Annotated in this window: 25 protein-coding genes; 5 read left to right on the top strand and 20 right to left on the bottom strand. The window is 38.0% G+C overall.

The genetic code is table 11. From position 1 onward, the window contains the following. Complete coding sequence (locus tag A3GU_RS0100845) at positions 1 to 999, bottom strand: LTA glycolipid anchor biosynthesis glycosyltransferase, IagA/BgsA family (RefSeq protein WP_018365639.1); 999 nt, start codon at positions 997 to 999, stop codon at positions 1 to 3. Between the two features lie 174 nt (positions 1,000 to 1,173). Then, complete coding sequence (ccpA, locus tag A3GU_RS0100835) at positions 1,174 to 2,181, bottom strand: catabolite control protein A (protein ID WP_018365637.1); 1,008 nt, start codon at positions 2,179 to 2,181, stop codon at positions 1,174 to 1,176. 171 nt (positions 2,182 to 2,352) lie between these two features. Between ccpA and A3GU_RS0100830 the strand changes: the two genes are divergently transcribed. Continuing rightward, positions 2,353 to 3,438, top strand: coding sequence for an aminopeptidase P family protein (locus A3GU_RS0100830; protein ID WP_018365636.1), 1,086 nt, complete (start codon positions 2,353 to 2,355; stop codon positions 3,436 to 3,438). Positions 3,439 to 3,614: 176 nt separating this feature from the next. On the opposite strand, the gene A3GU_RS0100825 is transcribed toward A3GU_RS0100830, so the two are convergent. Beyond that, on the bottom strand, positions 3,615 to 4,790 hold the full coding sequence (locus A3GU_RS0100825) for a YSIRK-targeted surface antigen transcriptional regulator (protein WP_018365635.1): 1,176 nt from the start codon (positions 4,788 to 4,790) through the stop codon (positions 3,615 to 3,617). A 449-nt stretch (positions 4,791 to 5,239) separates the two neighbouring features. On the opposite strand from A3GU_RS0100825, the gene A3GU_RS10580 reads away from it, so the two are divergent. After that, on the top strand, positions 5,240 to 6,622 hold the full coding sequence (locus A3GU_RS10580; protein WP_018365634.1) for a collagen-flanked surface repeat-containing protein: 1,383 nt from the start codon (positions 5,240 to 5,242) through the stop codon (positions 6,620 to 6,622). Between the two features lie 454 nt (positions 6,623 to 7,076). On the opposite strand, the gene A3GU_RS0100815 is transcribed toward A3GU_RS10580, so the two are convergent. Continuing rightward, complete coding sequence (locus A3GU_RS0100815; RefSeq protein WP_018365633.1) at positions 7,077 to 7,646, bottom strand: hypothetical protein; 570 nt, start codon at positions 7,644 to 7,646, stop codon at positions 7,077 to 7,079. A 211-nt stretch (positions 7,647 to 7,857) separates the two neighbouring features. On the opposite strand from A3GU_RS0100815, the gene A3GU_RS0100810 reads away from it, so the two are divergent. The 3 genes from A3GU_RS0100810 to A3GU_RS0100800 all read left to right on the top strand — a co-directional run bounded on the left by A3GU_RS0100810 (position 7,858) and on the right by A3GU_RS0100800 (position 9,997). After that, on the top strand, positions 7,858 to 8,520 hold the full coding sequence (locus A3GU_RS0100810) for an NAD(P)H-dependent oxidoreductase (protein WP_018365632.1): 663 nt from the start codon (positions 7,858 to 7,860) through the stop codon (positions 8,518 to 8,520). Positions 8,521 to 8,531: 11 nt separating this feature from the next. Beyond that, the gene (gloA, locus tag A3GU_RS0100805; protein ID WP_018365631.1) at positions 8,532 to 8,930 is read left to right on the top strand and encodes a lactoylglutathione lyase; all 399 of its coding nucleotides are present in this window, start codon (positions 8,532 to 8,534) and stop codon (positions 8,928 to 8,930) included. Positions 8,931 to 9,070: 140 nt separating this feature from the next. Beyond that, the gene (locus A3GU_RS0100800; RefSeq protein WP_018365630.1) at positions 9,071 to 9,997 is read left to right on the top strand and encodes a glycosyltransferase family 2 protein; all 927 of its coding nucleotides are present in this window, start codon (positions 9,071 to 9,073) and stop codon (positions 9,995 to 9,997) included. Between the two features lie 32 nt (positions 9,998 to 10,029). Here A3GU_RS0100800 and smpB read toward each other — a convergent pair whose 3' ends face one another. The 16 genes from smpB to A3GU_RS0100715 all read right to left on the bottom strand — a co-directional run bounded on the left by smpB (position 10,030) and on the right by A3GU_RS0100715 (position 23,080). Next, entirely contained in the window at positions 10,030 to 10,497 is a 468-nt protein-coding gene (gene smpB, locus A3GU_RS0100795) for an SsrA-binding protein SmpB (RefSeq protein ID WP_018365629.1), read from the bottom strand. Positions 10,498 to 10,509: 12 nt separating this feature from the next. Next, on the bottom strand, positions 10,510 to 12,825 hold the full coding sequence (gene rnr, locus A3GU_RS0100790; RefSeq protein ID WP_018365628.1) for a ribonuclease R: 2,316 nt from the start codon (positions 12,823 to 12,825) through the stop codon (positions 10,510 to 10,512). 86 nt (positions 12,826 to 12,911) lie between these two features. Next, positions 12,912 to 13,148, bottom strand: a complete 237-nt coding sequence (secG, locus tag A3GU_RS0100785; protein WP_018365627.1) for a preprotein translocase subunit SecG — start codon at positions 13,146 to 13,148, stop codon at positions 12,912 to 12,914. A 45-nt stretch (positions 13,149 to 13,193) separates the two neighbouring features. Next, complete coding sequence (gene rpmG, locus A3GU_RS09970) at positions 13,194 to 13,340, bottom strand: 50S ribosomal protein L33 (RefSeq protein ID WP_083906184.1); 147 nt, start codon at positions 13,338 to 13,340, stop codon at positions 13,194 to 13,196. Between the two features lie 125 nt (positions 13,341 to 13,465). Beyond that, a complete protein-coding gene (locus A3GU_RS0100780) occupies positions 13,466 to 15,106 on the bottom strand; it encodes a hypothetical protein (protein WP_018365626.1) in 1,641 nt (546 codons plus the stop codon). Continuing rightward, the gene (locus tag A3GU_RS0100775) at positions 15,096 to 15,797 is read right to left on the bottom strand and encodes an ABC transporter ATP-binding protein (protein ID WP_026216403.1); all 702 of its coding nucleotides are present in this window, start codon (positions 15,795 to 15,797) and stop codon (positions 15,096 to 15,098) included. Before A3GU_RS0100775 ends, A3GU_RS0100780 begins: the two co-directional genes overlap by 11 nt. Positions 15,798 to 15,828: 31 nt before the next feature. After that, entirely contained in the window at positions 15,829 to 16,425 is a 597-nt protein-coding gene (gene coaE, locus A3GU_RS0100770) for a dephospho-CoA kinase (RefSeq protein WP_018365624.1), read from the bottom strand. Further along, positions 16,422 to 17,243, bottom strand: a complete 822-nt coding sequence (gene mutM / locus A3GU_RS0100765; protein ID WP_018365623.1) for a DNA-formamidopyrimidine glycosylase — start codon at positions 17,241 to 17,243, stop codon at positions 16,422 to 16,424. Before mutM ends, coaE begins: the two co-directional genes overlap by 4 nt. Positions 17,244 to 18,090: 847 nt before the next feature. Next, positions 18,091 to 18,444: a CPBP family intramembrane glutamic endopeptidase gene (locus tag A3GU_RS10655; RefSeq protein WP_169333481.1), complete on the bottom strand. Its 354-nt coding sequence runs from the start codon at positions 18,442 to 18,444 to the stop codon at positions 18,091 to 18,093. Positions 18,445 to 19,062: 618 nt separating this feature from the next. Beyond that, complete coding sequence (locus A3GU_RS10285; RefSeq protein WP_018365620.1) at positions 19,063 to 19,206, bottom strand: hypothetical protein; 144 nt, start codon at positions 19,204 to 19,206, stop codon at positions 19,063 to 19,065. Then, complete coding sequence (locus tag A3GU_RS0100745; RefSeq protein ID WP_018365619.1) at positions 19,207 to 19,407, bottom strand: class IIb bacteriocin, lactobin A/cerein 7B family; 201 nt, start codon at positions 19,405 to 19,407, stop codon at positions 19,207 to 19,209. It lies immediately after the preceding gene. Further along, on the bottom strand, positions 19,400 to 19,684 hold the full coding sequence (locus tag A3GU_RS10400; protein WP_245537472.1) for a bacteriocin class II family protein: 285 nt from the start codon (positions 19,682 to 19,684) through the stop codon (positions 19,400 to 19,402). The genes A3GU_RS0100745 and A3GU_RS10400 overlap by 8 nt, the downstream gene beginning before the upstream one ends. Positions 19,685 to 19,939: 255 nt before the next feature. Next, on the bottom strand, positions 19,940 to 20,572 hold the full coding sequence (locus A3GU_RS0100735; protein ID WP_018365618.1) for an ABC transporter ATP-binding protein: 633 nt from the start codon (positions 20,570 to 20,572) through the stop codon (positions 19,940 to 19,942). Between the two features lie 604 nt (positions 20,573 to 21,176). Beyond that, complete coding sequence (locus A3GU_RS0100725; RefSeq protein WP_018365616.1) at positions 21,177 to 21,968, bottom strand: hypothetical protein; 792 nt, start codon at positions 21,966 to 21,968, stop codon at positions 21,177 to 21,179. Positions 21,969 to 22,021: 53 nt separating this feature from the next. Beyond that, positions 22,022 to 22,411, bottom strand: a complete 390-nt coding sequence (locus tag A3GU_RS0100720; RefSeq protein ID WP_018365615.1) for a hypothetical protein — start codon at positions 22,409 to 22,411, stop codon at positions 22,022 to 22,024. Between the two features lie 192 nt (positions 22,412 to 22,603). Then, positions 22,604 to 23,080: an NUDIX hydrolase gene (locus tag A3GU_RS0100715; RefSeq protein WP_018365614.1), complete on the bottom strand. Its 477-nt coding sequence runs from the start codon at positions 23,078 to 23,080 to the stop codon at positions 22,604 to 22,606. Positions 23,081 to 23,213: the final 133 nt, after the last annotated feature.

Here is a 23,213-nt window from a genome sequence, read left to right as displayed (position 1 = left end):
TTATAACTCCATTACTTTTTGATAAGTTTCCACTAACTCAACAGCTATTTTTTCTAAACGACGACTTCTTGCAACCTTGTAGCCGGCATCAACCTTTTGACTGTCCCCAGCCAGGATTTTTTTCAGCGCCTGCACAAAGCCTGGCACATCACTTGCCATCTCTACTTGCTTACGACTAAGCCACCCTAAATAGACAGGGATATCCCGCACCAGAATATGCTGACGACTGGCTAGAGCTTCTAAAACCACAATCCCTTCTGTTTCTTCACGACTTGGAAAAAAGAAGGCATCTGCTCCTGTCATAGCTCCCTCATAGACATCTCCCTTGATATAGCCCGGAAAAATAAGGTTATCAGGATGATTACCATTAACAATCCGACGCACTTTAGCAGGGATTAGGACCTTACTCATGTCCCCAAACCAGATGAAACGGACATCAGGCATGGCCTCGGCCACCTTGACAAAGTCATCCAGCCCCTTACGGATAAAGAAGAGCCCTGCACCGACAACAACCTTTTCACCTTCTCTGATATTAAAATATTTGCGAAAAGCCTCTTCTTTTACTGGATCAGCCCCGTATTGCTCTAAGTCAATGCCATTTGAAATAGCAAAAATCGGCTTTTTAATCCCATAACCTTCAATTAAGGACTTGGAATAAGGGGTCGGGGTAATAATAGCATCTGCCTTTTTGTAAAAATGACAGAGATACCTCCTAAACCAAGGGGCAATAAGGTTAGACAAAATAAAGGAATTCCTGAAATCTTCCTCTGTAGAATGCCCATGCATGATAATTTTTTTACCCTCTTTACGGGCCTTTTGCATTAAACGCCAGCTTGCTAGACCATAGGTATTAATATGAACCAGGTCATAATCATCCTTAGGATTAGTCGTATAGTCCTGGCCCACAAGGCTCAAAGCTCTTGCTTGGTGCTTGATAGCACGACCAATTCCTGATTTTCTTAAATAATGTTCAGCTTCTAAGTATAGTAAAACTTTCATAACTTTTATTATAGCCTATTTTGTAGTATTTTTCATTAAAGTACCACAAAATAGAACAAAAGACTAATTAATGGACTCTTCAAAAGAAAAGCTGAGAGCTACCAGCAGCCTTCAGAACATGCTAACAAAACAAGAAAAAATAGACTATAAAAAAATCTACCCAAAAGGTAGATTTTAGCGTGTAGTGCCTCGTTTTCTAACACCGTGGTTTAAGAGAATTTCTTTCTCATCTAATTCTTCTTTGTTCATGATTTTGGTTAACATACGCATACTTACAGCACCTAGGTCATAAACAGGCTGACTGATGGAACTTAGGTTTGGTCGGGTATAATTAACAACAGGCGAGTCATTACTTGTCACAATTTCAAAATCTTCTGGCACTCTTTTACCAGCAGCAAACAAGCCATTTAAAAGACCAGCAGCTAATTCATCTTCCCCAACATAGGCAGCTGTTGCACCAGAATTAATCACGCGCTGCGCCAGTTCAAACCCTTCTCTATAGGCATAATTAGCTTCAAAAACAAGGCCTTCTTTATAGTCCAACTTATTCTTCTTAAGCCCTTCTTTATAACCAGAAAGCCTTACCTTGCCATTAATGTCATCAATAAGTGGTCCAGAAACAAAAGCAATCTTTTTATGGTTTTCTGCTAAGATATCCACAACGTTAGTAACTGCAAGCTTGTAGTCAATATTAACACTTGGCAATTGATGCTCTAAATCAACAGTCCCTGCAAGTACAATAGGTGTTCTAGAACGTGAAAATTCAGCCCGAATCTTTTCAGTCAAATGGTGGCCCATAAAGATGATGCCATCCACCTGCTTAGCAAACAAGGTGTTAACCACATTGACTTCTTTATCATCATCCTCATCACTTGAAGCAAGGACAATGTTGTATTTATACATAGCAGCAATATCATCAATTCCTTTAGCAAGGATTGAGAAATAGCTATTTGCGATATTTGGGATAACAACACCTACTGTTGTTGTCTTTTTACTTGCTAGCCCACGAGCCACAGCATTAGGACGGTAATCGAGACGATCAATCACTTCTAATACTTTCTTGCGGGTATTTTCCTTAACATTTTTATTTCCATTTACGACACGACTAACGGTTGCCATGGAAACACCTGCTTCACGGGCAACGTCATAAATGGTAATTGTATCATCTGTAGTTGTATTCATTTTTGACTTCCTTTCTATATGAAAATGACGCTTTCAAAAATTATTTTAGCATGATTTGTAACCACTTTCAAGTCTCAAAGGCTGTTTTTTGAAAACTTTTTCAAAAAACAAGAGAAAGCTTGATTTTTGAAGCTTTTTTTGGAAGAATAAAAATAGAAAGAAGGTAATTCTATGACAAAAATAAATCAAATCCGTCACTTTTTAAGCCAACAAGATGCTAAACTGGCTATTTTTTCAGACCCAGTTACCATTAATTATCTAACTGGCTTTGCCTGTGACCCTCATGAAAGACAGCTCTTCTTCTTTGTTTACAGGGATTTAGCACCTGTCCTTTTTGTACCAGCTCTAGAAGTTGCCCGTGCCACAAGCCAGCTTGATTTTCCAGTCTTTGGCTACATCGACTCTGAAAACCCTTGGGAGAAAATCAAGGCAGTCTTACCAACCACCGACTCACCTACCCTCTATGCTGAATTTGACCACCTTAATGTGACAAAATTCCAAGGCCTCCAGTCTATCTTCTCAGGTCGCTTTGAAAACCTAACTCCTTATATTCAAAGCATGCGACTAATCAAGTCTGAAGATGAGATTAAAAAGATGCTCATTACTGGTGACTATGCTGACAAGGCTGTTCAGGTTGGTTTTAATAACATTTCCCTCCAAGTTACCGAGACAGACATCATTGCCCAAATTGAGTTTGAAATGAAAAAACAAGGTATTAGCAAGATGAGTTTTGAGACCATGGTCTTAACTGGAAATAACGCTGCCAACCCTCACGGCATCCCAGGAACCAATAAGATCGAAAATAACGCTCTCTTGCTCTTTGACCTAGGTGTTGAAACACTGGGCTACACCAGTGATATGACCCGCACAGTAGCTGTAGGAAAACCCGACCAGTTCAAGATTGACATCTATAATCTCTGCCTAGAAGCTCAAATGGCTGCCATGGACTTTATAAAACCTGGCGTAACAGCTGCTGAAGTTGATGCTGCTGCCCGTCAAGTCATTGAAAAAGCAGGCTACGGAGAATACTTCAACCACCGTCTAGGACACGGTATCGGCATGGACGTCCATGAATTCCCATCCATCATGGCAGGTAATGACCTAGTTCTTGAAGAAGGCATGTGCTTCTCAGTCGAACCAGGAATCTATATCCCTGAAAAAGTGGGTGTTCGTATTGAAGACTGTGGCTATGTCACCAAAGATGGCTTCAAACCCTTCACCCAAACCCCTAAAGACCTCCTTTATTTTGAAGGTTAAAAGCTTCATCCCAACCATACAAAGCGAACGCAGTCAGATTTCTGTTATTCAGAAAAAAAAAGCTGCTTCGCTTTTTCTTTAGCTGTCAATGTTTTAAGCCTAGCAGAGCCCTGCCCCTTTCATACAAAAAGAGCCTAGTCCAGACTCTTTCTCACTTCTTTTTTAGCCAAACACTTTTAAATAATATCCTTGATGCAGGAGAGCTGATACTGCTTAGGTGAGATTCCCACCTCCATCTTAAAGACCCGAGAAAAATGCGAAACATCAGAATAACCCAAGGCATTGCTGATATCTGTCACACTGTTACTCTTTTTAAGCAAGAGCTTAGCCGCCTCAATCTTACGCTTACTAATATACTGCTGAATCGAGCAATCCATCTCCCTTTTAAAAAGCTTACGGATATTGGACTCACTAAAATTAAAATGCCTAGCAATCTCACTAATAGTCATCCGGGTCGACAGATGCTTTTCGATATACTTCAAGATATTAGCCACTAAATAAGAGTGATTTCCCCCGCTATCAATCTTTTGAGTAATTAATAAAATAGCAGACTCCTGCAAGACCCATAAATCATAAGAAGACTGGCATTCCTCACCCTTACTAATATAGTGATCCCTTAGCCGATAGATACTTGCCCTATCGAGACCCATACTAATAGCCAACTGAGACAACTTCTCAAAGATAATAATAGCGTAGTTCTTTTGCTGACGAAGATCCTTGCGTCCTAACTCATAGCGCAAGTGCCGGTACTTACCTTCTGGAGATAGCAGAGCCCTAAGCTCTGTCGTTTGACCCTTCTTGACACAGTCCAGCAATTCCAACTCATAATCCAATAAGTCCTGATTAAGACTAGCTTCCTGACTAAGAATCTCATGTGACTCCTGATCGGTCAACTCACTACTTATCCCTTCTGCCAGATGCTCCACTTGGAACTTGCGATACTGGTATAAATCAGCCCTCAAAAAATAATCCACCAAAAGAAGAGTCTCCTTAAGAGGTCTGATGCTTGAAGCAGACAGAACTGCCTGTCCACCACTTTCTAAGAGAACCTCCTTAAGTACAAAAGCAGCCGGCTTTTCTATAGAAGGAGACCTAAAAGGCCCAAAAAGAATCAGATAATGATGATAGCTGGCAACTAAAAGCAGCCCCTTTGACCTATCCTTGATGAGGCAATAGCTAACTATACCAGTAGCCTTCCGACTAATCTTTTCCAAGCTTTCAATTAGGCAACCATCAGCCAAGACTTCTTCTCTAAAGGAATAACCTGACATTACCTGTAACTTATCATCCAAAACAAGCAGAGGCAACCTCAAATAACCCTGCAAAGCTTCTAATAAAGAAGGATTAAGCATTTTCTTTTCCTTTTATTTTTATAGTAAATTAATGTCTTTATAATTAAATTAGCATATTATAAAGAAGCTAATTTTCTTATGTAAATTAATACAAGCAATAAATCTAAATAAGTTTATTTCTATAATAAGACCATTTTGAGCACCTATTAAAGTTCTTTATTTAAAGGCCTTAACTAAGTTTGATTAAGTATTCTAGCAAAAAAAGTATGCTAATAAAAGGTTATTTTTTTGGCTCTTACTAAAATATTTGCTTATACCAAAAGAACCCCTTTTTGCCCTTAAAATATCAATTCATTCCAGTTTTATACAAAAAAAAAACGTTATTATCAAGTTATTTTCTAATTTAAATATTATTCTATTAGAGGTTGTGGTGAGTTTTACCTGACCTGTTTTTTCCCTCAAGGTAAGGACAAAAGCCATAACACAAACAAAAAATAAGGAGATAATTCATGAAAAGCATGAAAGAAAGTGCTGAAAAAAAAGAACGTTTCAGCATTCGTAAGCGTAGCTTCGGAGCAGCATCAATCTTGCTCGGAACTGTAGCAGCAATGGGAATGGTAAGCACAACAGCCTTTGCAGATGGGCATCCAGGAACCCATGATTCAGTAGGTGGGATTCATGGAACTATTGGATATGGTGACTCTTATGGTCCTGGTCCCGACTACTATAATCCCTCTTATTCTAGGTATAGTTCTAGTTCACAAGCTTCTCCAGTAATAGTAGTACAATCACAACCTGGACCAGTAGGACCTACTGGGGCTCGTGGGCCTGCCGGACCTACTGGGGCTCGTGGAGAAAATGGTCACGACGGGGAACGCGGTGCTACTGGATCTCGTGGACCTGCCGGTCCTCAGGGCCCTAGAGGTGACCAGGGGGAACGTGGTAAGCAAGGTCCTCAAGGAGATAAAGGTGAACAAGGTAAACGTGGCCCTCGTGGTAAACGCGGTATTACCGGTGACAAGGGTGAGCAAGGTGACCGTGGGGAACGCGGCCAACAAGGTGCTAAAGGTGACCGTGGGGATACTGGTGCTACTGGTGAACGCGGTGACCGTGGTAAAGATGGTAAACGCGGGGAACGTGGCCAACAAGGTGAAAAAGGTAGCCGTGGTGACAAGGGTGATAAAGGTGCTCGCGGAGACCGTGGTCAAAAAGGTCAACGTGGGGAACGTGGTGCCAAAGGCCAAAACGGTATGGACGGTATCGATGGTTTAGACGGATTCAATGGACGTGACGGACGTGATGGCCGTAACGGTATTGATGGTTTAGACGGACGCGATGGTCTATCACCACTCATCAAAGCCCGTACACATAGCGATGGTACCCACACCATCACTGTTCAAAACCCAGATGGTACCATGTCAGAAATTACCCTCAGAGATGGTAAAAATGGCGAACGCGGTGAACGCGGTGAACGCGGTGAACGCGGTGAGCGTGGCGAACGCGGTGAAAATGGTAAAAACGGTGAACGCGGTGAACGCGGTGAACGCGGTGAGCGTGGCGAACGCGGTGAAAATGGTAAAAACGGTGAACGCGGTGAGCGTGGCGAACGTGGTGAAAATGGCGCAAATGGTCGTGATGGCTACAACGGACGTGACGGACACAACGGTGTGGACGGCAAACCAGGTGCAAATACTATGGGCAGCATGATGTCAATGCCAACAATCTCATCACCAGCAGGTATGGGAAGCGCAGCCGGCATGACAGCTAAACGTTCCGAAAACCACCTACCAGAAACTGGTGACGCTACAAGCACCTTCTTTACTACTGCTGCTCTAGCAGTAATGGCAAGTGCAGGTGTCCTTGCAGTTTCAGCAAAAAGAAAACAAGACTAAAAAACGATACTACAAAAATATAATGTAATAACATAATACTTCTTTAATTCTAAATTCCTATAATTTGTAAATAAACGATAATCCCTAATTTACAAATAAATATCAGCCTTAAGATAAGACACACACTTAAAATCCCTTAGGCTAAAAACACCGTTAGACATTCCCTATCTAACGGTGTTTATTGCATATGAGCTACTAAGCTCACAACTACTATAGATAAAGGAACTAACCTTAGACCAAACGCTAAGCTATTCCTAAACCTTTTCCATTTCATATTTGACATTATTTCAATATTACTTTAAATCTCACAAAGAAAGAGATAGACTCCAATCCCTAATCGTAACCTATCTCTATTCTTTCTTGAGCAGCCTAGGAATCTAGGCTGCTTTTTTACACATAAAAACCCCACAGCCTCTGAAAGAGCCCCCCTCCCAGAAACCATAGAGCCTAAAAATTAATAACCGCGGTAATATTTATAAGATCTAATCGCACTTTCCAATCGCTCTGCTTTTTCCCTCACTTCACCTTCATTATTTCGTGCTACATTCTCAGCTTCCTCGAGAGCATCACGTAGATTTCTTTCCGCAGAATCCGTTAAGCCATCAGAAAAATATCTACTAAGTATTCCCTCAGCATAGTCCATCTGTTTATCTAAATTCTCTAGCTCAACTTTTAGTGTACCTACATTCTGGCCATAAGAAGTAGTATTACTGTAGTCATCTATTTCTTTATATAAAGCAGTTAACTTTTGAGAGATATCACCGTAGAAGCTTCTTCTAGATGTTCTATCTTTAGACGCTATTTTAAGTAAAACTTCTAATTTTTGTTTATATTGACCAGAAAAGTTATTACGTTGAATTAAATCTCTGTACCCATCCCCTCTTTTTATTAACAACTCTAAACTTTCCTCACTAACTCGGCTACTTCTATAGCTATCCGCATACACGGTTTTTTCTTGAGGGCTGACTAGGACCAGGCTTGAAAGGGCTGCTAAACTTACTAATGTTAAACTTATTTTTTTCATTTTATTTTCCTTTTTTTAAATAGTAATTTAGATTATGACCTCTATCGGCCTCTTTTTAAAGTCTTAAATTAAAAAAATATGAAATTTTTGACATATTTGTAAAAGAAAAAAAGCTAGATATGCTTTCTCATAAGCCTTCCATGCTAGTTTTTTGTCTTCCCCTTTTCTTTGTGCTATCATTAGCTTAAGTCATGAAAGGAGGCCAGATACCGTGATTGATATCAGAAAAAAACTAAGAAAAACCTTTTACTTTCGTACGGCGGTGCGTGTCTATAAGGATCAAAAAATCCCCCAAGAAGATCTAGACCTTATCCTTGATGCTGCCTGGCGGAGCCCTTCTTCTGTTGGACTAGAAGGCTGGCGCTTTGTCAACTTAAAAAACCAGGCTGTCAAAGAAGAACTCAAGGCCATCTCCTGGGGAGCAACTAGCCAACTTGAAACAGCCAGTGATTTTATCCTCATCCTAGCTGAAAAAAATGCCCGCTATGACGGACAAAGCATGCGCCAAAGCCTGATTAGAAGAGGCATCACTGACCCAGAAGCGATTGACGCCAGACTAAAGACCTACCAAAGCTTTCAAAAAGTAGATATGGACATGCTGACTAGCCCAAGAGTCCTCTTTGAATGGACAGCCAGACAAACCTATATTGCCCTTGGAAATATGATGACCTGCGCAGCCCTATTAGGCATTGACTCTTGCCCTATCGAAGGCTTTGACCACGCTAAGGTCAACGATATTCTAGCTAAACATGGCATTATCTCAGCAGACAAAGAAGGCATCAGTTGCATGCTGTCCTTGGGCTACCGACTAAAAGACCCCAAGCACCCCCACACCCGTAAAGACCGTGATCAGGTCATTACCACTTTTAACTAAAGGAGCACTCTATGAAACCCTTACATACCTGCATTAGAATCAAAGACCTAGAAGCCTCTCTTGCCTTTTATAGCACAGCATTTCCCTTTAAAGAAACCAGACGCAAGGACTTTCCAGAAGACAAGTTCACCTTAGTCTACCTAGCCCTAGAAGGCAGTAACTATGAACTAGAGCTTACCTATAACTATGACCACAAGGCCTATGATCTTGGTGATGGCTATGGCCATATCGCTATTGGTACAGAGGATTTTGAAGCTACCTATCACAAACACAAGGAAGCAAACTTCTCTGTCACTGACATCAAGGGCTTGGCTGATGATTCCACCCGCTTTTACTTTGTCACCGACCCAGACGGCTATAAAATCGAAGTTATTGACCTAAACTACGGCCAATGGACTACCTTTAAATAAGTAAGCATCCTCAAAAGAAGCCCTAGCAGCTTAGTCCCTAAGTTGAAGCTAGCCTTCTTTTTTTCTTGGCTTTCCCTAAGACTTCTAGCGCCTTTTATGATACAATTTTGGGGAGACTAAACTAAGAGAAAGCGATTGCTATGAATTTATTAACAGTTATTGTTCCTTGTTTCAATGAGGAAGAAACAATTCTGCCCTTTTTCAGGGAGATGCATCAGCTGGAAACAGCTATGGCCAATCAAGTAAGCTTTGAATATATTTTTATTGACGATGGCTCAAAAGACAGAACCCTAGCCTGCCTTAGAAGCTTAGCCAGTCAGTTTTCCAATGTCCACTACCTTTCTTTTTCCAGACATTTTGGCAAAGAAGCAGGGCTATTAGCCGGACTAGAAGAGGCAAAAGGAGATTTTGTCACCCTTATGGATGTTGACCTTCAGGACCCTCCAGAATTAATCCCCCTCATGTATGCCAAACTAGAAGAGGGCTATGACGTGGTTGCTACCAAACGCCAAAACCGAACAGGTGAGCCCTTCTTTCGCTCCCTTTGCTCTAAACTCTTTTACGGCCTCTTAGCTAGGGTCTCTGATACCGAAATCCTTAATGGTGTCCGAGATTATCGCCTGATGACCAGACAGGTAGTCAATAGCATCCTTGAATTAGGCGAGGTCAACCGTTTTTCTAAGGGCATCTTTTCCTGGGTGGGCTATAATGTCGCCTACATCAGCTATGATAATAGAAAACGCCAACATGGCAAGACCTCCTGGACCTTTTTTAATCTTATCAGCTATTCTATGGATGGCTTTCTCAATTTTTCAGAAGTTCCCCTCACCCTTGCCACCTGGACGGGAACCCTTAGCTTTTTAATAGCCATTCTAGCTATTTGCTTTATCATTATCCGAAAACTTCTCTTTGGAGACCCTGTTTCTGGCTGGGCAAGTACTGTTTCCATCATCCTCTTTTTAGGCGGAATCCAGCTTTTTTGCATGGGAATTATTGGTAAATACATCTCCAAAATCTTCCTAGAAACCAAAAAAAGACCCGTCTACATTGTCAAAGAAAAAAAATAAGAAGAGTTACTCAAGGGTAGCTCTTCTTTTACTTATCTTGCATTCACACTTTTTATGACCCGCTTGATGTCTCGATCTTGTTCACGTCGTTTAAGCGACTCTCTCTTATCATAATCATGCTTACCCTTAGCAAGCCCAATCAAGACCTTAGCAAAGCCATCCTTCAAATAAACCTTGAGGGGAATCAAAGTCATCCCACTGCCTTTGAGCTCATTTGCAATCCTTTGAATCTCACGCTTTTTCAACAAGAGCTTACGAGTCCTATCAGGATCCTGATTCCAGATATTGCCATGCTCAAAAGGGGCAATATGAACATTCACCAACCAAGCTTCATCATTTTTAATTTGCGCAAAACCATCTTTTAATTGAATACGAGCAGCCCGTACACTTTTAATTTCTGTTCCGGTTAGGACAATGCCTGCCTCAAAGGTTTCGACGATATGATAGTCATGCCTAGCTTTTTTATTTTGTGTAAGAAGATTAGCTTCGCCTTTTGCCATCCTTAACTCCTTTTACGCTTTTTTCTTTTTGACTGCACTTTTATAGAAAGGTTTTTTAGCCCCCTTCTTAGCTGTCTTTTCCCCAGACCCTTTTTGATCTATTTTTTTAGCCTTAGACTGGTCTGATGCCTTTTTAGGCCGCTTATTTCTCTGTCTAGATCTTTGATTATCCTTATCAAGCTTTTCAACCACATCATAATCACTAGCGAGATAATCAAAGTCAATAGAACCCGTTTCCTTATCAGCCTTGACCAGTTTTACCCGGATTGCCTGACCAACCTTGAAGACCTTACCTGATTTTTCCCCCTGTAGGGACATGGTTCGCTCATTATAATTGTAAAATTCTGGCAGATTCGTCACATGAATCAAGCCTTCAATGGTATTTGGCAACTCTACAAACAAACCAAACTTAACCACACTGGCTACAATACCATCAAACTCCTCACCCACATGCTCTTCCATGTATTCAGCCTTTTTCATAGCCTCTACCAGACGCTCCGCATCAATAGCACGGCGCTCTAGACTTGAAGAAGAACTTGCTAGCTCTGGAATAACCTGGGCAAAATGCTCTTTTTTCTCCTCAGTTACCTGACTATATTCACGTATCATCCGGTGCACCAAAAGGTCGGGATAACGCCTAATAGGACTGGTAAAATGCGTGTAATACTCAGCTGCCAAACCATAATGCCCATGATTGGTCTCAGAATAACGAGCCTGCTGCATGGACCTTAGAAGCATCATATTAAGCACTTCTGCACCCACCTGCCCCTCAACCTTAGCCATGAAATCTTGCAGCGCCTCTTGGGAAATCTTATTAGCCCTTCCCTGGATCTGAATCCCAAAAACACTAGCATAGTCAATGAATTTTTGCAGCTTCTCAGCCTTTGGTTCTTCATGGACCCGGTATATGAAAGGAAGCTTGGCCTTAGAAAAATGCTCTGCCACACACTCATTAGCTGCCAGCATGAAGGACTCAATCATCCGCTCTGCTATTCCCCTAGTTCGGACAAGAATATCTACGGGCATACCTTTGTCATTAACAATAATTTTTGCTTCGGAGGTATCAAAGTTCAGAGCTCCGCGTTTGACACGCATGGTCTCTAGAATCTCATGTAAGACAACCATAGAATTCACCGACTCCTGAAGGTCAGAAAATTCAGCCAAACGTTTTTCATCACCTGCTATCATCTCATTAACAGCACTGTAGGTCATCCTATGACGTGTCTTGATGACCGACTGGCATATGTGATGGTTCAGGACATGGCCATTCTGGTCAATTTCCATGATAGCTGACTGGGTCAGTCTATCCACATTTGGGTTTAAAGAACAAATCCCATTTGACAAGCGCTCAGGCAGCATTGGCACCACCCTGTCAGTCACATAAACAGAGGTCCCACGCGCCACAGCTTCCTTATCCAGAGCTGAACCTTCTGTGACATAATAAGAGACGTCCGCAATATGCACCCCAAGCTCATAATTGCCATTAGGTAAATGCTTAATATGCACAGCATCATCCAAGTCCTTGGCATCCGCCCCATCAATAGTAAAGGTCAGCTCATCTCTAAGGTCGACCCGACCAATTAGATCCTCTTGACTAGGAGCATCAGCTACAGCATTAGCTTCTGCTATCACAGCTTCTGGAAACTCTGACACAATATCCATTGATTCTAAAACCTCAAGGACATCAATCCCCACATCACCCTGGTGGCCCACAATATCAAGGACATTGGCAACAAAATAATCATGCCCACGTACAGGGTATTTTTCAATAGCAACCTTGATAATTTCTGTCCCATCTAGAAGAACAGGTTCTTTTTTAATATAAATCTTCTGCTGAATTTTTTGATTTTTTGATGTAATGTAACCTGCATATTTAGGCTTTTCATCATCTAGGACAAACTTACCAACAAGGGTATTTAAGGCCCTCTCCACAATAGCAACCACCTTAGCTTCAGCTGCTGTTGCCTTGATCCGGTCAGCAGGCTTTTTAACAATAACCTCTACAATATCGCCATCAACAGCATACCCAACGTCATTGCGGCCAATAAACATGTCATCTTCATTGTCGTCAACATGTAAAAAACCAAAACCTGCCTTATTGGCCCTAAAAATCCCTTGAACAGTCAGAGGCTTTTTCTCTTCTTTTTCTTTTCTTAAGCTAAGGCTTCCGTCATTAGCAAAACGTAAAAGCCTCTTGCTCTCCATCTTGGAAATTTCTTTAATCAGACTAGGAAACTTCTTGGCCCCAGCCATATCTAAAGCGGCAGCTATATCATTAATATCTGATTTGCCGTGTTCTTGTAAATAACTGATAATTTTTTCTCTCATAAAACCTTTTTTCTATTTCTGCTTCTTGATATGGAGATGTCATAATATAAAAAAATGAGCAAGACTCATGTTGTCAAACTCACTTTTTATTTACTTGATAAAACAGCAAGCACAAGTGCGATAACTAGCCAGAAAAATACTAGGACTGCTGTAAAACGTTGCATAAATGCTTCAAAGCCACGCGCTTTTGTTCTTTCAAACAAAGCTTCTGAACCACTGCTATCAAAAACATTACTGCTTGGGTTTTTTTGAGGTTGCATAAAAATGGCAATCACCAGCAAAACTGATAAAACAAGCAATACTGTAAGTAGTAAGTTATACATCTGATTTCCTCCACTATAGTCTCAACTATTCTATCACATTCCTAACTAAGATTCAAGATGCAGGGTTACTTTTCTTTCTTTTGGACAATACTTCAAGACCTTGATTTTATCTGGATGGTTATTCTTATTTTTACTGGTTAGATAATTTTTACTCCCACACTCACTACACATTAAATTGATTTTTACTCTCACACGATACCTTTACCTTGACATATTTTCTAAACACACTAAAAGCTGATGATAAAAAATACTTACCATCCCTAATTGGGCCTCATCTCTGACTTATACCTTCCTCTATTATAGCACAAGCCTTCTTGCTATTTAAGTCGGAAAGTTTTGGGAGCCAAATAATACACAGCACAAAAACCCACCACTAAAAAGACAAACATCCCAAGTAACATAAAGCTAAAAATCAACAAGGTCATACTTTCTACAAATCTATACAATTGATAACCCCCAAAATAAACAAGCCATGTTAAGCTAGTATAAAGAAAACTCTTTGACTTTAAGCCTTCAGTAAAAGGTTGTAACAAGAAATAGAGATACAGAAAATAAAGGGAGAAAAAGGCCATTGATAAGAACTGCACCAGAACAATCAGCAAAAGTTCTGAAAAAACCACTGGGAATAAGGATACATATAAAATGACAAGCCCCAGATTAACCATTCCAAAAATAGGCAAATTGTGCCTGATAAGTGACCAAAATCTAGTCTTGAGACTTGCTATAATTACATCCCTACGCCGATAATCATTAAACTTCAAGAGAGGCCTATCCAAGTGATAAAAACAGAATTTAATATAAGATTCTCCCACATACAGTAAATAACCTGACACCAAACTCATGTATAAGATTCTAATAAAATCCCTTTGCTTAAGTGGTCCTACATCCTTCCCATACCTATGAAGAAGAATCACCTCAAGACCAATCACAAGAGCTAAAAAGAGCAGACGATAGATGACTCCTTTTCGCAAATGCTTGCCTAAACGTTGTAAAAATAGGGCATTTAAATAAGCAATCCCTGATAGGCTATCTATTTTTTTAAGCTTTTTCTTCTGTGATACAACAATATCCTCATTTCTTACCTTAACAGCAAGACTATCCAGATTTTCAATGCTTGCAACCCTTTCTTTCATAGTCTCATGGGTCACGACACTAAGGGCCAATTGATTAAGGTCTACATAAGTATCTAAACGGTAAAAACTATAAGCCCACATAATCAGGCCACTTATACCAGCATACAGAGAAAAAACAGGCCATGGAGCAAAGCTATTCCCCAAAAGAATCACACCTATGCTAGTAAAAAGGCCCAAGCCCCAAAAGGAATACAAGATTCTATTTAAGCTTTTCTCCTTATCCTTGGCCTTTCTATCATAAAATCTAAGACAAACAATCTTGAGAAAAAACCTTAAACCAGATACAAAAACCGTGAAATAAAGAGCATGCCAAAAAGAATAGCCATTTACATTAAAATAAAAGCCCAGCACTAAAACATGGAAAATAAGCTCTTTAGCTAGCGACATAATCTGGCTAGCCTTAAAATACTGCCTAGGAATAATATGAAATTGCCCTATAGCCCTAGCAAGTTCCATACTATCTCTACTAACTAATTTTATGGTTAAGGGCGTTACCCAAAGCAAGGAAAAAAGACTGATTATCACTAAACTTGTTTGAAAAGTCCCAGAACTAGAATACCAACTATAAGCTGTCAGCCACGATCTGATTCCTAGACTCAAACACCAAGCAAACAAAACATAAAGAACCATGCTTAAAATAAGTTGTAAAGGGATTAGCAAAAATTGAACAAGCATAGCAAGCACCTTAAAAGCCCCGATCTGGTAGCAGCGATTAGGTATTTTCTTACCAATCACAGGCAGTTTTTGCAGGCCATAAATTAAACTATTGTATCTTATAAGAGCCTCAATTTTCCAGATGATCCCCATTAAGTTCTTAATAGTCATCAGAGCCTCCCTTTAGAATTTCTAAAAGCTCTGCCTCAAAGGCCTGATCTTTGGTGGACAAGGACATACTTTGTAAACACCCCTTATCCAAAATAGCCACCCTATCACACAAATCCTCTGCCAAAGCCATAATATGAGTTGATAAAATCAAAATATGGTCCTCTCGCAAGGCTAATAATAAGCGTTTAATAGCAATGCTGGACACCAAGTCCACTGCTGTCAAAGGCTCATCTAGCAATATAAGTTTAGGCTTGGTAATAAAAATGCAAAGCAGGGATAATTTACTCTTCATGCCATCTGAATAGCCCTTGATAATCCTGTGCCGATCCTCTTGACCAATTTCCATAAAATCAAGATAGTCATCAATTGACATCTGGTCTGAACTAGGATGCAAATCCAGATAAAACTTGATAAACTCATAGGCTGTTAAAAATTCAGGCAAATAATTTTCCGAAAAGACCATGCCCACATCCTTACTTGTCAAGGGCCTTTCAATCCCATCTTCAACAAGGACTATCTCACCCTGATCAGCTTGGTGTTCACCATACAAAACATTAAAAAGAGTCGTCTTACCAGCACCATTACGCCCAAGAAGACCTGTAATCTCCCCAGATTGAAAGCTATAAGAAGCCCCTTTAAGAACCGCTTTTTCTTGGAAACTCTTATAAATATCTTTAATGACTAATTCCACCATCATCCTCCTCTTACATCAATTTCGCCACTTATTCCTTAGCTAAATTTCTCAGAGCTAACTTTACCTGATTTTCTAAATCAGCCTTACTGCCATTATTATCAATAATCAGATCCGCATAGGGCTTCTTATCGTCTAGTGACCATTGGCTATTAATTCTCTGCCTAGCCTCTTCTTCTGATAAATGATTACGGGCCATCAAACGCTTTAATTGGGTTTTGTGATCCACATAGACCAGCCAAACAGCATCAAACCAATCCAGATAATCCAGCTCCATTAACAAGGGAATATCCATAAAAAAGACCTCCTCCTGCCCAGCCATTTGATCTCTTAAAGCAACTAATTCCTGACGAATAATCACATTTTGAACTCGTGAGGATTTTTCCAGATTTTCTGGCTTAGAAAAGATCATTTCTGATAACTTAGCACGCTCTAGCTCCCCATTTACATTTAAAATACCATAACCAAAAGCCTCTAAGAGAGCCTCATACAGTTTTCCACCTTTTTGTTGCAAGTCATGAACCACCTCATCAGCATCAATTACCTGATAACCAGCCTGACCAATAAGCTCCACAACCATTGATTTCCCTGAAGCAATCCCACCTGTAATTCCAATAATCTGGCTCATAGCTTTTGACACCTAGGACAAAAATGTGTCCCTCTCCCTCCAACCTTAATCTTTAGAATTGGCTGACCACACCGTGCACAAGGTTTATCTGTTTGACCATAAGCCTGCAAAAAATCCTGCATGGTCCCATCCATCCCCAGCGTATTCTGATAGGTTCTGATGGTTGAGCCACCCTTTTCAATAGCAAACTGCAAAATAGCAATAGTCTCTTGCCAAATCCTTTTAACCTCGGCCTTCTTCAAACTATTACTAGGACGTAAAGGATGAACCTTAGCTGCCCACAAGACCTCATCCACATAGATATTCCCTAAACCAACGACCAATTTTTGCTCCAAAAGTAAAGGCTTTATCGGCTTTTTGGAAGATAGCAGAGCTTTTTCAAAAGCCCCTAGATGAAAGTCTGCCTTGGTCGGTTCAGGCCCTATCCTTCTTTTTCTGAAAAAATCAGCTAGGTCATTCTGAGAAAGTAAATCAAAGGTTCCAAACTTTCGCACATCCTGATAAACCAAGGTTGAGCCATCTTGAAAGTGAAAAAAGACATGAAAATGCTTATTGGCAGGAACAACATCCTCAAACAACAAATATTTCCCTTCCATACGCAAATGCGAAATCAAAGCAAGCTCCTCAAACATAAAAATCAGATACTTACCCCTTCTTTGCACCCTATCAATCCTCTGACCAGGCAAAAGGAGTCGAAAAAGATCCAGATCCGTTTTAATCATTTTAGGAACCCCTACTCTGACAGACCTAATAGTCTTTCCAGCCACTAGCGACTGCAAACCGCGACGAACAGTCTCAACCTCAGGCAATTCTGGCATTAAAAAACGTCCTTTCTAAATAAATTATCATCTTTACAATAGCTTCACCATAAAAGCAAGCAAGTAACAAATACCTTTTATACCATTATAACATGACTAAGACCAAGCTAAAAACCAAAAAAGACCCTTCTAAAAACGAAAAGTCTACTTTAAGCTTGATAAGGACTGAGCCAGCATTTGTAAAAAGCTTAATTTACCTCTGTATTGTGATGAGCAACTAGCTATCCAAGTGGCAAAAGCAAAGGGTCAGTTTAGCAGGTGCCTGATAAGCATGGGTCATCAAATAAAGTGATAGTGACTGACTAAGCCTAGCTGCAAAAGTCAACACTTCAGACTTACTTGTCAGATTATGAATTTCCTTTAAATTCTCTTGAAAAAGATGAGACAAGGCAGGGATTTGCACTACCTGCTTATCTTAACAAAGCTCCTCAATTTTTTTAATTAACTCTTCTTTCATATAGAACTTATCTACTTGAAAGATAGACTAAGAAAGAGTTCACAATAAACTTAATGATTCTAGAGCAAGATAAGTTAAAAGGCTAGATCTTTCAATTACCTTCTTTTGTTTGTCATGTATATGAAGCTTACGAGCAGTTATTTCCATCCCTAAGAAAATAATAATTGCCCTAATGACTATAAAAATAATCTTTTTTCCCATTAATCAAAAACCTTTCCCATACACCTAGAATTGCGTCTCCAATACACTAGCCAACTACCTCACCAGCCCTTCTTCCTGAATAGAAGAAAGAACTTTCTCTTTTAAAATATTTTTTCTAAAATTTGATTTTTCATGTCATTTCTTTCCAATAGAATCATTATTTGGGGTTATTTACAAAACATAGCCTTATTAACTTAATATGATGACAATAATAAGAACAATTAAATTATGTATAGAATAGCATATAACAAAAGGCCATATTGTTTTTACTTTTATGAATAAGTATCCGTATAGTATACCTGATAGAAAGTGAAAGATGGTGAAACCGTCTGAACCATGAACATATGCAAATACTAATGCCACTATTGCTGATAAAGGCTTAAGAGAATATAACAAGCACCCTCTAAATAATATTTCTTCCAATATTGGTTGACTGATACAATTAACTAATAAATAAGCTAAAAAATAAATTGGTGTTTGAAGAAAATGTGTTAAACCATATGGAACTTCACCAACACTTCCACTCTCACGATAACTTATCATGCTTATCATTGATATGATAATGAATTCACCAACAATAATAGCCCCATCAGTTTACTTTCAAAACTACTTATCTTCCTAAACGATAGGCAAGCATTATTCGAAAATATTTTACGTATTTTAGACATAGCATCAAAATCATACTGAAAGTTACACAAAAAACAAGAATCCTCATCCAATCATTTGAGTAATGAATATATCTCTCTCCCAAACGTGAAACAACAGGAACTTGAATTAGCGCTAAAAGTACTAAAAATATAATTACTTTCCAAAATAATGTGACAGCTTTACTTATATAAGTCATTCTTATTAGACACCCAAATTTTTATGGTTTACATCCATTTTGATATTTTTTACCATTGAACCCATCTGCAAATGAACACAATACACAAGAGCAACATTACCAATTTTAATCACATCATCTGCATCAACTATTTGTATTTTACTACCATTAATACTTTGTAGTTCATTTTCTGAAAATTTCCATAGCTTAGTAGAGCTACTTGAAATCTATCTAAATTCCTGATTTAACTGATAAGCTAAGCCTAACTATTTTTAATTATTTATCCCTTTTTTCTATTTTCAAAGTAAATATCTAAAGTAAAGAGAAGGACTATTATACTAAGAGGATTGGCCTTTTGGTTGATAAAAAACCAAGAAAAGAGAATAAGAAGATAATTGACCATATTTTTTAAGCCTAATAGTATCGATAACGATAAATAGGGCTACGGCAGCAAATATTATAAGAAATAAGGTATAAATCATTTAATTCGCCTTATAGGCAAGATAAGCAACAGATGCTGTAAATCCAGCCACACAAACTCCTTTAAGAATGGGATGAGCTACTTTACAAAATTTTATTCCTGCCTTTAAACCTCCTAATCCACCAATTACCGCATTTCCAGGAGCATTTCCACCTGTTACTTGAGACATTTCCTCTTTAGACAGAAACTTATATTTATTCATTCGCACCTCCCCTATTAAAACCCTCCAGCAGCACCCGTAATAAAGTAATTGCTGCTTTTGCATCAATATACCCACATACCGGCCCACAGATTGGAGTACCAAGTCTTGCTCCTGTTACACCTGCAGCAAGGGCTCCACTAACACTACCTTGCCAATTATTTTTCTCTCTTTCAACGGTTGCAAGCATTTCAAAATTCATTGTCGCAAATTGTTCAATTGTTTTTGTATTTATGAAGAATATCTCCTCATTTTTTAGTTTATCCTTGCAAGATGACACATTTAGTATAGCATCTAAAATTTATTTTTTATGCCCTGTGCCTGAATGGTTGTTGAAACTGCCTAAATGATAATATTTTAGACTTTTAAAGAGTTAAGGCTAAATAGAATTATTAGCTAATCCCAATATTGTCATCTCATCACTTTTTAGACAAAACTTATCCTCGTGTCCAAATCATTTTATTAAAAAACAATTGTTAGCTGTGACACTTTATACTAATCAGATCATCAGTCTTAAGTACTCAGCAATCCGTCACTAATAACTTTCAGAAACGATTTTACCATCTTGAACATGAAAAATAGTATCACATAAATCTTCAATATCACTTTTATAGTGAGAAGTCATTATTACCATGCCTTTTTCTCTATGTTTCTTAATTAGCTCTTTGGTTATTGCAACACTTTTTTCATCCAAAGCATTCATTGGTTCATCTAGAATTAATATCATAGGGTGGTCCATAAAGGCTTGTATTAAGAGCATTTTCTTGCGTGTTCCTAAAGAAAGATGTTTATAAAGTGTCTTTTTAAATTTTTTGATATCATATAGATTTATCCAATAATCTACATCAATGCTATCTCTATTTGGACAGATATTTTTTACCAGCTTTAAGTTCTCTTCAAGGGTTAAATGACTAAGGAAATCTTGATTGCCAAGAACAATGCCAGTATTGAGAATTGTTGTATGATACTTTCCAATCCTAGTCCCATCTTGAATGACAGCTCCCCTGTCCAATCCAGTAAATCCAGCTAGTACTCGTAAAATCATCGTCTTTCCAGAACCATTAATCCCAACTAATCCATAGATATGATTTAAATCGAACTTTAAAGAAATATTATTTAGGATTTCAGACTTACCCTTATATTTATAGCCATTTATTATTTCTAACACTAAACAACCTCCTCAAAAACAGCATAACGAATTGCATTATAATAAAGAATCCAATTGATAAGTAAGATACTTTATCAAAGAATATCTGAACAATACTGATAAACAAAGAAAAATGACTGAATATAACTCATCCGAAAAGACATACAAGATCAAAAAATAGGCTATGATATCAACTATAAACCAAGTAATAAAGAGCAGAAAAAATTCCCTATTGAAAAAATATGGCGATTTATCTATTAACAATATGCATATCATTCCCAAACAAAGCAAGAAATATTCCTTACAGTATGTCCCACTTAATAGTTTTATCAGAGAAAATTGATAGTGCATTTCGGATTTAGAATGAATTTTTATGATATTTTTAAAACCCCTACACATTTCAGGAATTAAGCTATAGCTTTCAAAAAAGCTTATTAGTGCTAATCCAAGCACCATAATAATTCTCCAAAAACTAATTGCTTGTCCATTGCTATGTACAAAAGGATTTAATAACTGATTTGCAAGCATTTGCGTCATATTTTGATAGTCTAAATCATTGTAATGCGTTAATAGTAAATACATCATCCACCAGCTTACAAAAGTTTTGCTTAAGAATAAAATAGTCTTATAGAATTTCATATGGACCTTTAAATTTTAGTAAAAGTAAACATGTTGCACACGGTATATAAGAGGCCAACAATTGCCAAGGACCAATATTTCCATAAGAAGTTATCATAATATGAGACATTGGTACCAAGTAAAAGGGAAGAAAACTATATAAAATTGGTGCAGTCGCCCATAAAAACAAGAGATAAGTTAAAACAGATTTTAGAAAATGACTATAGCAATCAATCATCTTAAATAATAAGTAGCTTTCTACAAAAATAGCAAAGCCTTTAGCCATAAAATAGTAAAGCAGATAATGCCAAGTACTTCTTGAAAAAAATTGTAACAGAGATTCTCTTGGAAAATAATACTCTAGCCCTTGATAATCAAACCGTCCTACAGATTTAGAAATCAAAATAATAACAATAAGAATTAATGCAAATGATAAGGTATTTAGCAATGATAACTGTAACTTTAGTTTAGTGATAACACTTTGATAACAAGCCCTTCTTCCTAAAAAATAGCAGTAATAATTAGTTTTTAAGGTATTATAAACAGAACCTAGTAGTATAATTTGCAAAGGCAACATAAAAGATTGAAAGAAGTTATATTCAAATATAGTATTTTCAATGGATAAATAGCCCTTTAAATAGTTCCATTTTATGTTTTCACCATCAAAGCCTTGTAAATCATTTGCATCTGCATTAAAAAATAGTTGATGTAGCAGCGCCTGATGAAAAACGAGTCCTAAAAATACTAAAATAAATAAGCTTAATAAACTTTTCTTGGGGAATATCTTAAATAGAATCATTAACTCTCCTTATATGTCGGGAATAACTAAAATGTAATATTATTTTTTAGATACTAATTTGAATCAGGAGACCAACTTCCATCAATAAAGAATCCTCTATCCCAGAAATTCTCTCTAGCCAAATTCAGATTATAAATGTAATTTCTTTTTGCATTATTTGTATATAATCCTCTACGACCTGTCCAAGTCATATCAATGTCACTTCTTCTAGCACCCTGAGAGTTAGCTAAATAATGTTTAACTCTAATTTGTGGACTTTTTGATGCTAAATTGACAACATAGTAACTGTCATTCATTTTTTGCAAATAGCTAGTTGAAGCAAATGATGGTGTAATCCGAAAATTTGACAATTGTCCAATTTGCCTTCCTCCTGCAAAGACTAGACTTGACGAGAAGAAAATGCTACCTAAAATTAAGAAAATACTAATTTTGATTTTTTTCATATTCAACCTCTTTTCTATTTTTAGCTATCCCCTTATCTCTATATTCGAAAATAAATGGAATTAAATATGTTTTTTATCATTTAAATTAGTAAAAAAATTCTACCATGAATCTCTTTTTTTGCCTATAGTCATCAATTTCCGCTTCTGTATACAAAATAAAAAGCACAGCCTATTAGCTATGCCTATGTCTCTTTACCATCCCATTTGGAAATGGTTACAAAAATATTCTTTTAACATAAGTTGATGTTTTTGAGATAAACTTTCCAGTTCTGCTATCTCCTTTTTAGAAAAGAATTTTAATTGCAAGGTCTCGTCATTAGTAAAATCGTCAATTTCGATCTTAGTTTTTGCCCTAACTTCATACAAAAAGACAAGCGTTTGAACCTGATCTCCATTTGGATATTCCTCATCAAAATGTGTATAGACATTTAAGAGTCGTAAGGGTTCTACTTCAATACCTGTCTCCTCAAAGAATTCACGCTTACAGGTGTCTGTTGAACTTTCACCCAATTCCATTGCTCCACCAGGTATTGCCCAGGTTTTTTTATCTCCTCGTAATTGTAAGAGGACCTTACCTTTTTCATTAGCTAAAATAGCACCAGCAAAGTTGAGAATAATCTTGTCATGTCCTACTTTAGAACGGATATAAGAAATATAATCTTCTTTCATGTGTCTCCTTTATTAAAAAACTATCTCTAAGTTTACTTAACTTAGAGATAGTTCTTTATATTTTCAAATTCTAAGCCTCTGGTCATAGTAAAAGTACCAAGCTTTTCTCGCTTCTTTGTTTCTTGGCTCGAAC

Origin of the sequence: Streptococcus didelphis DSM 15616, from assembly GCF_000380005.1 — a bacterium.
In the GTDB taxonomy this organism is placed as follows: domain Bacteria; phylum Bacillota; class Bacilli; order Lactobacillales; family Streptococcaceae; genus Streptococcus; species Streptococcus didelphis.
The sequence above is the reverse complement of the archived record's forward strand: the minus strand, read 5'-3'. Positions and strand labels throughout refer to the sequence as shown.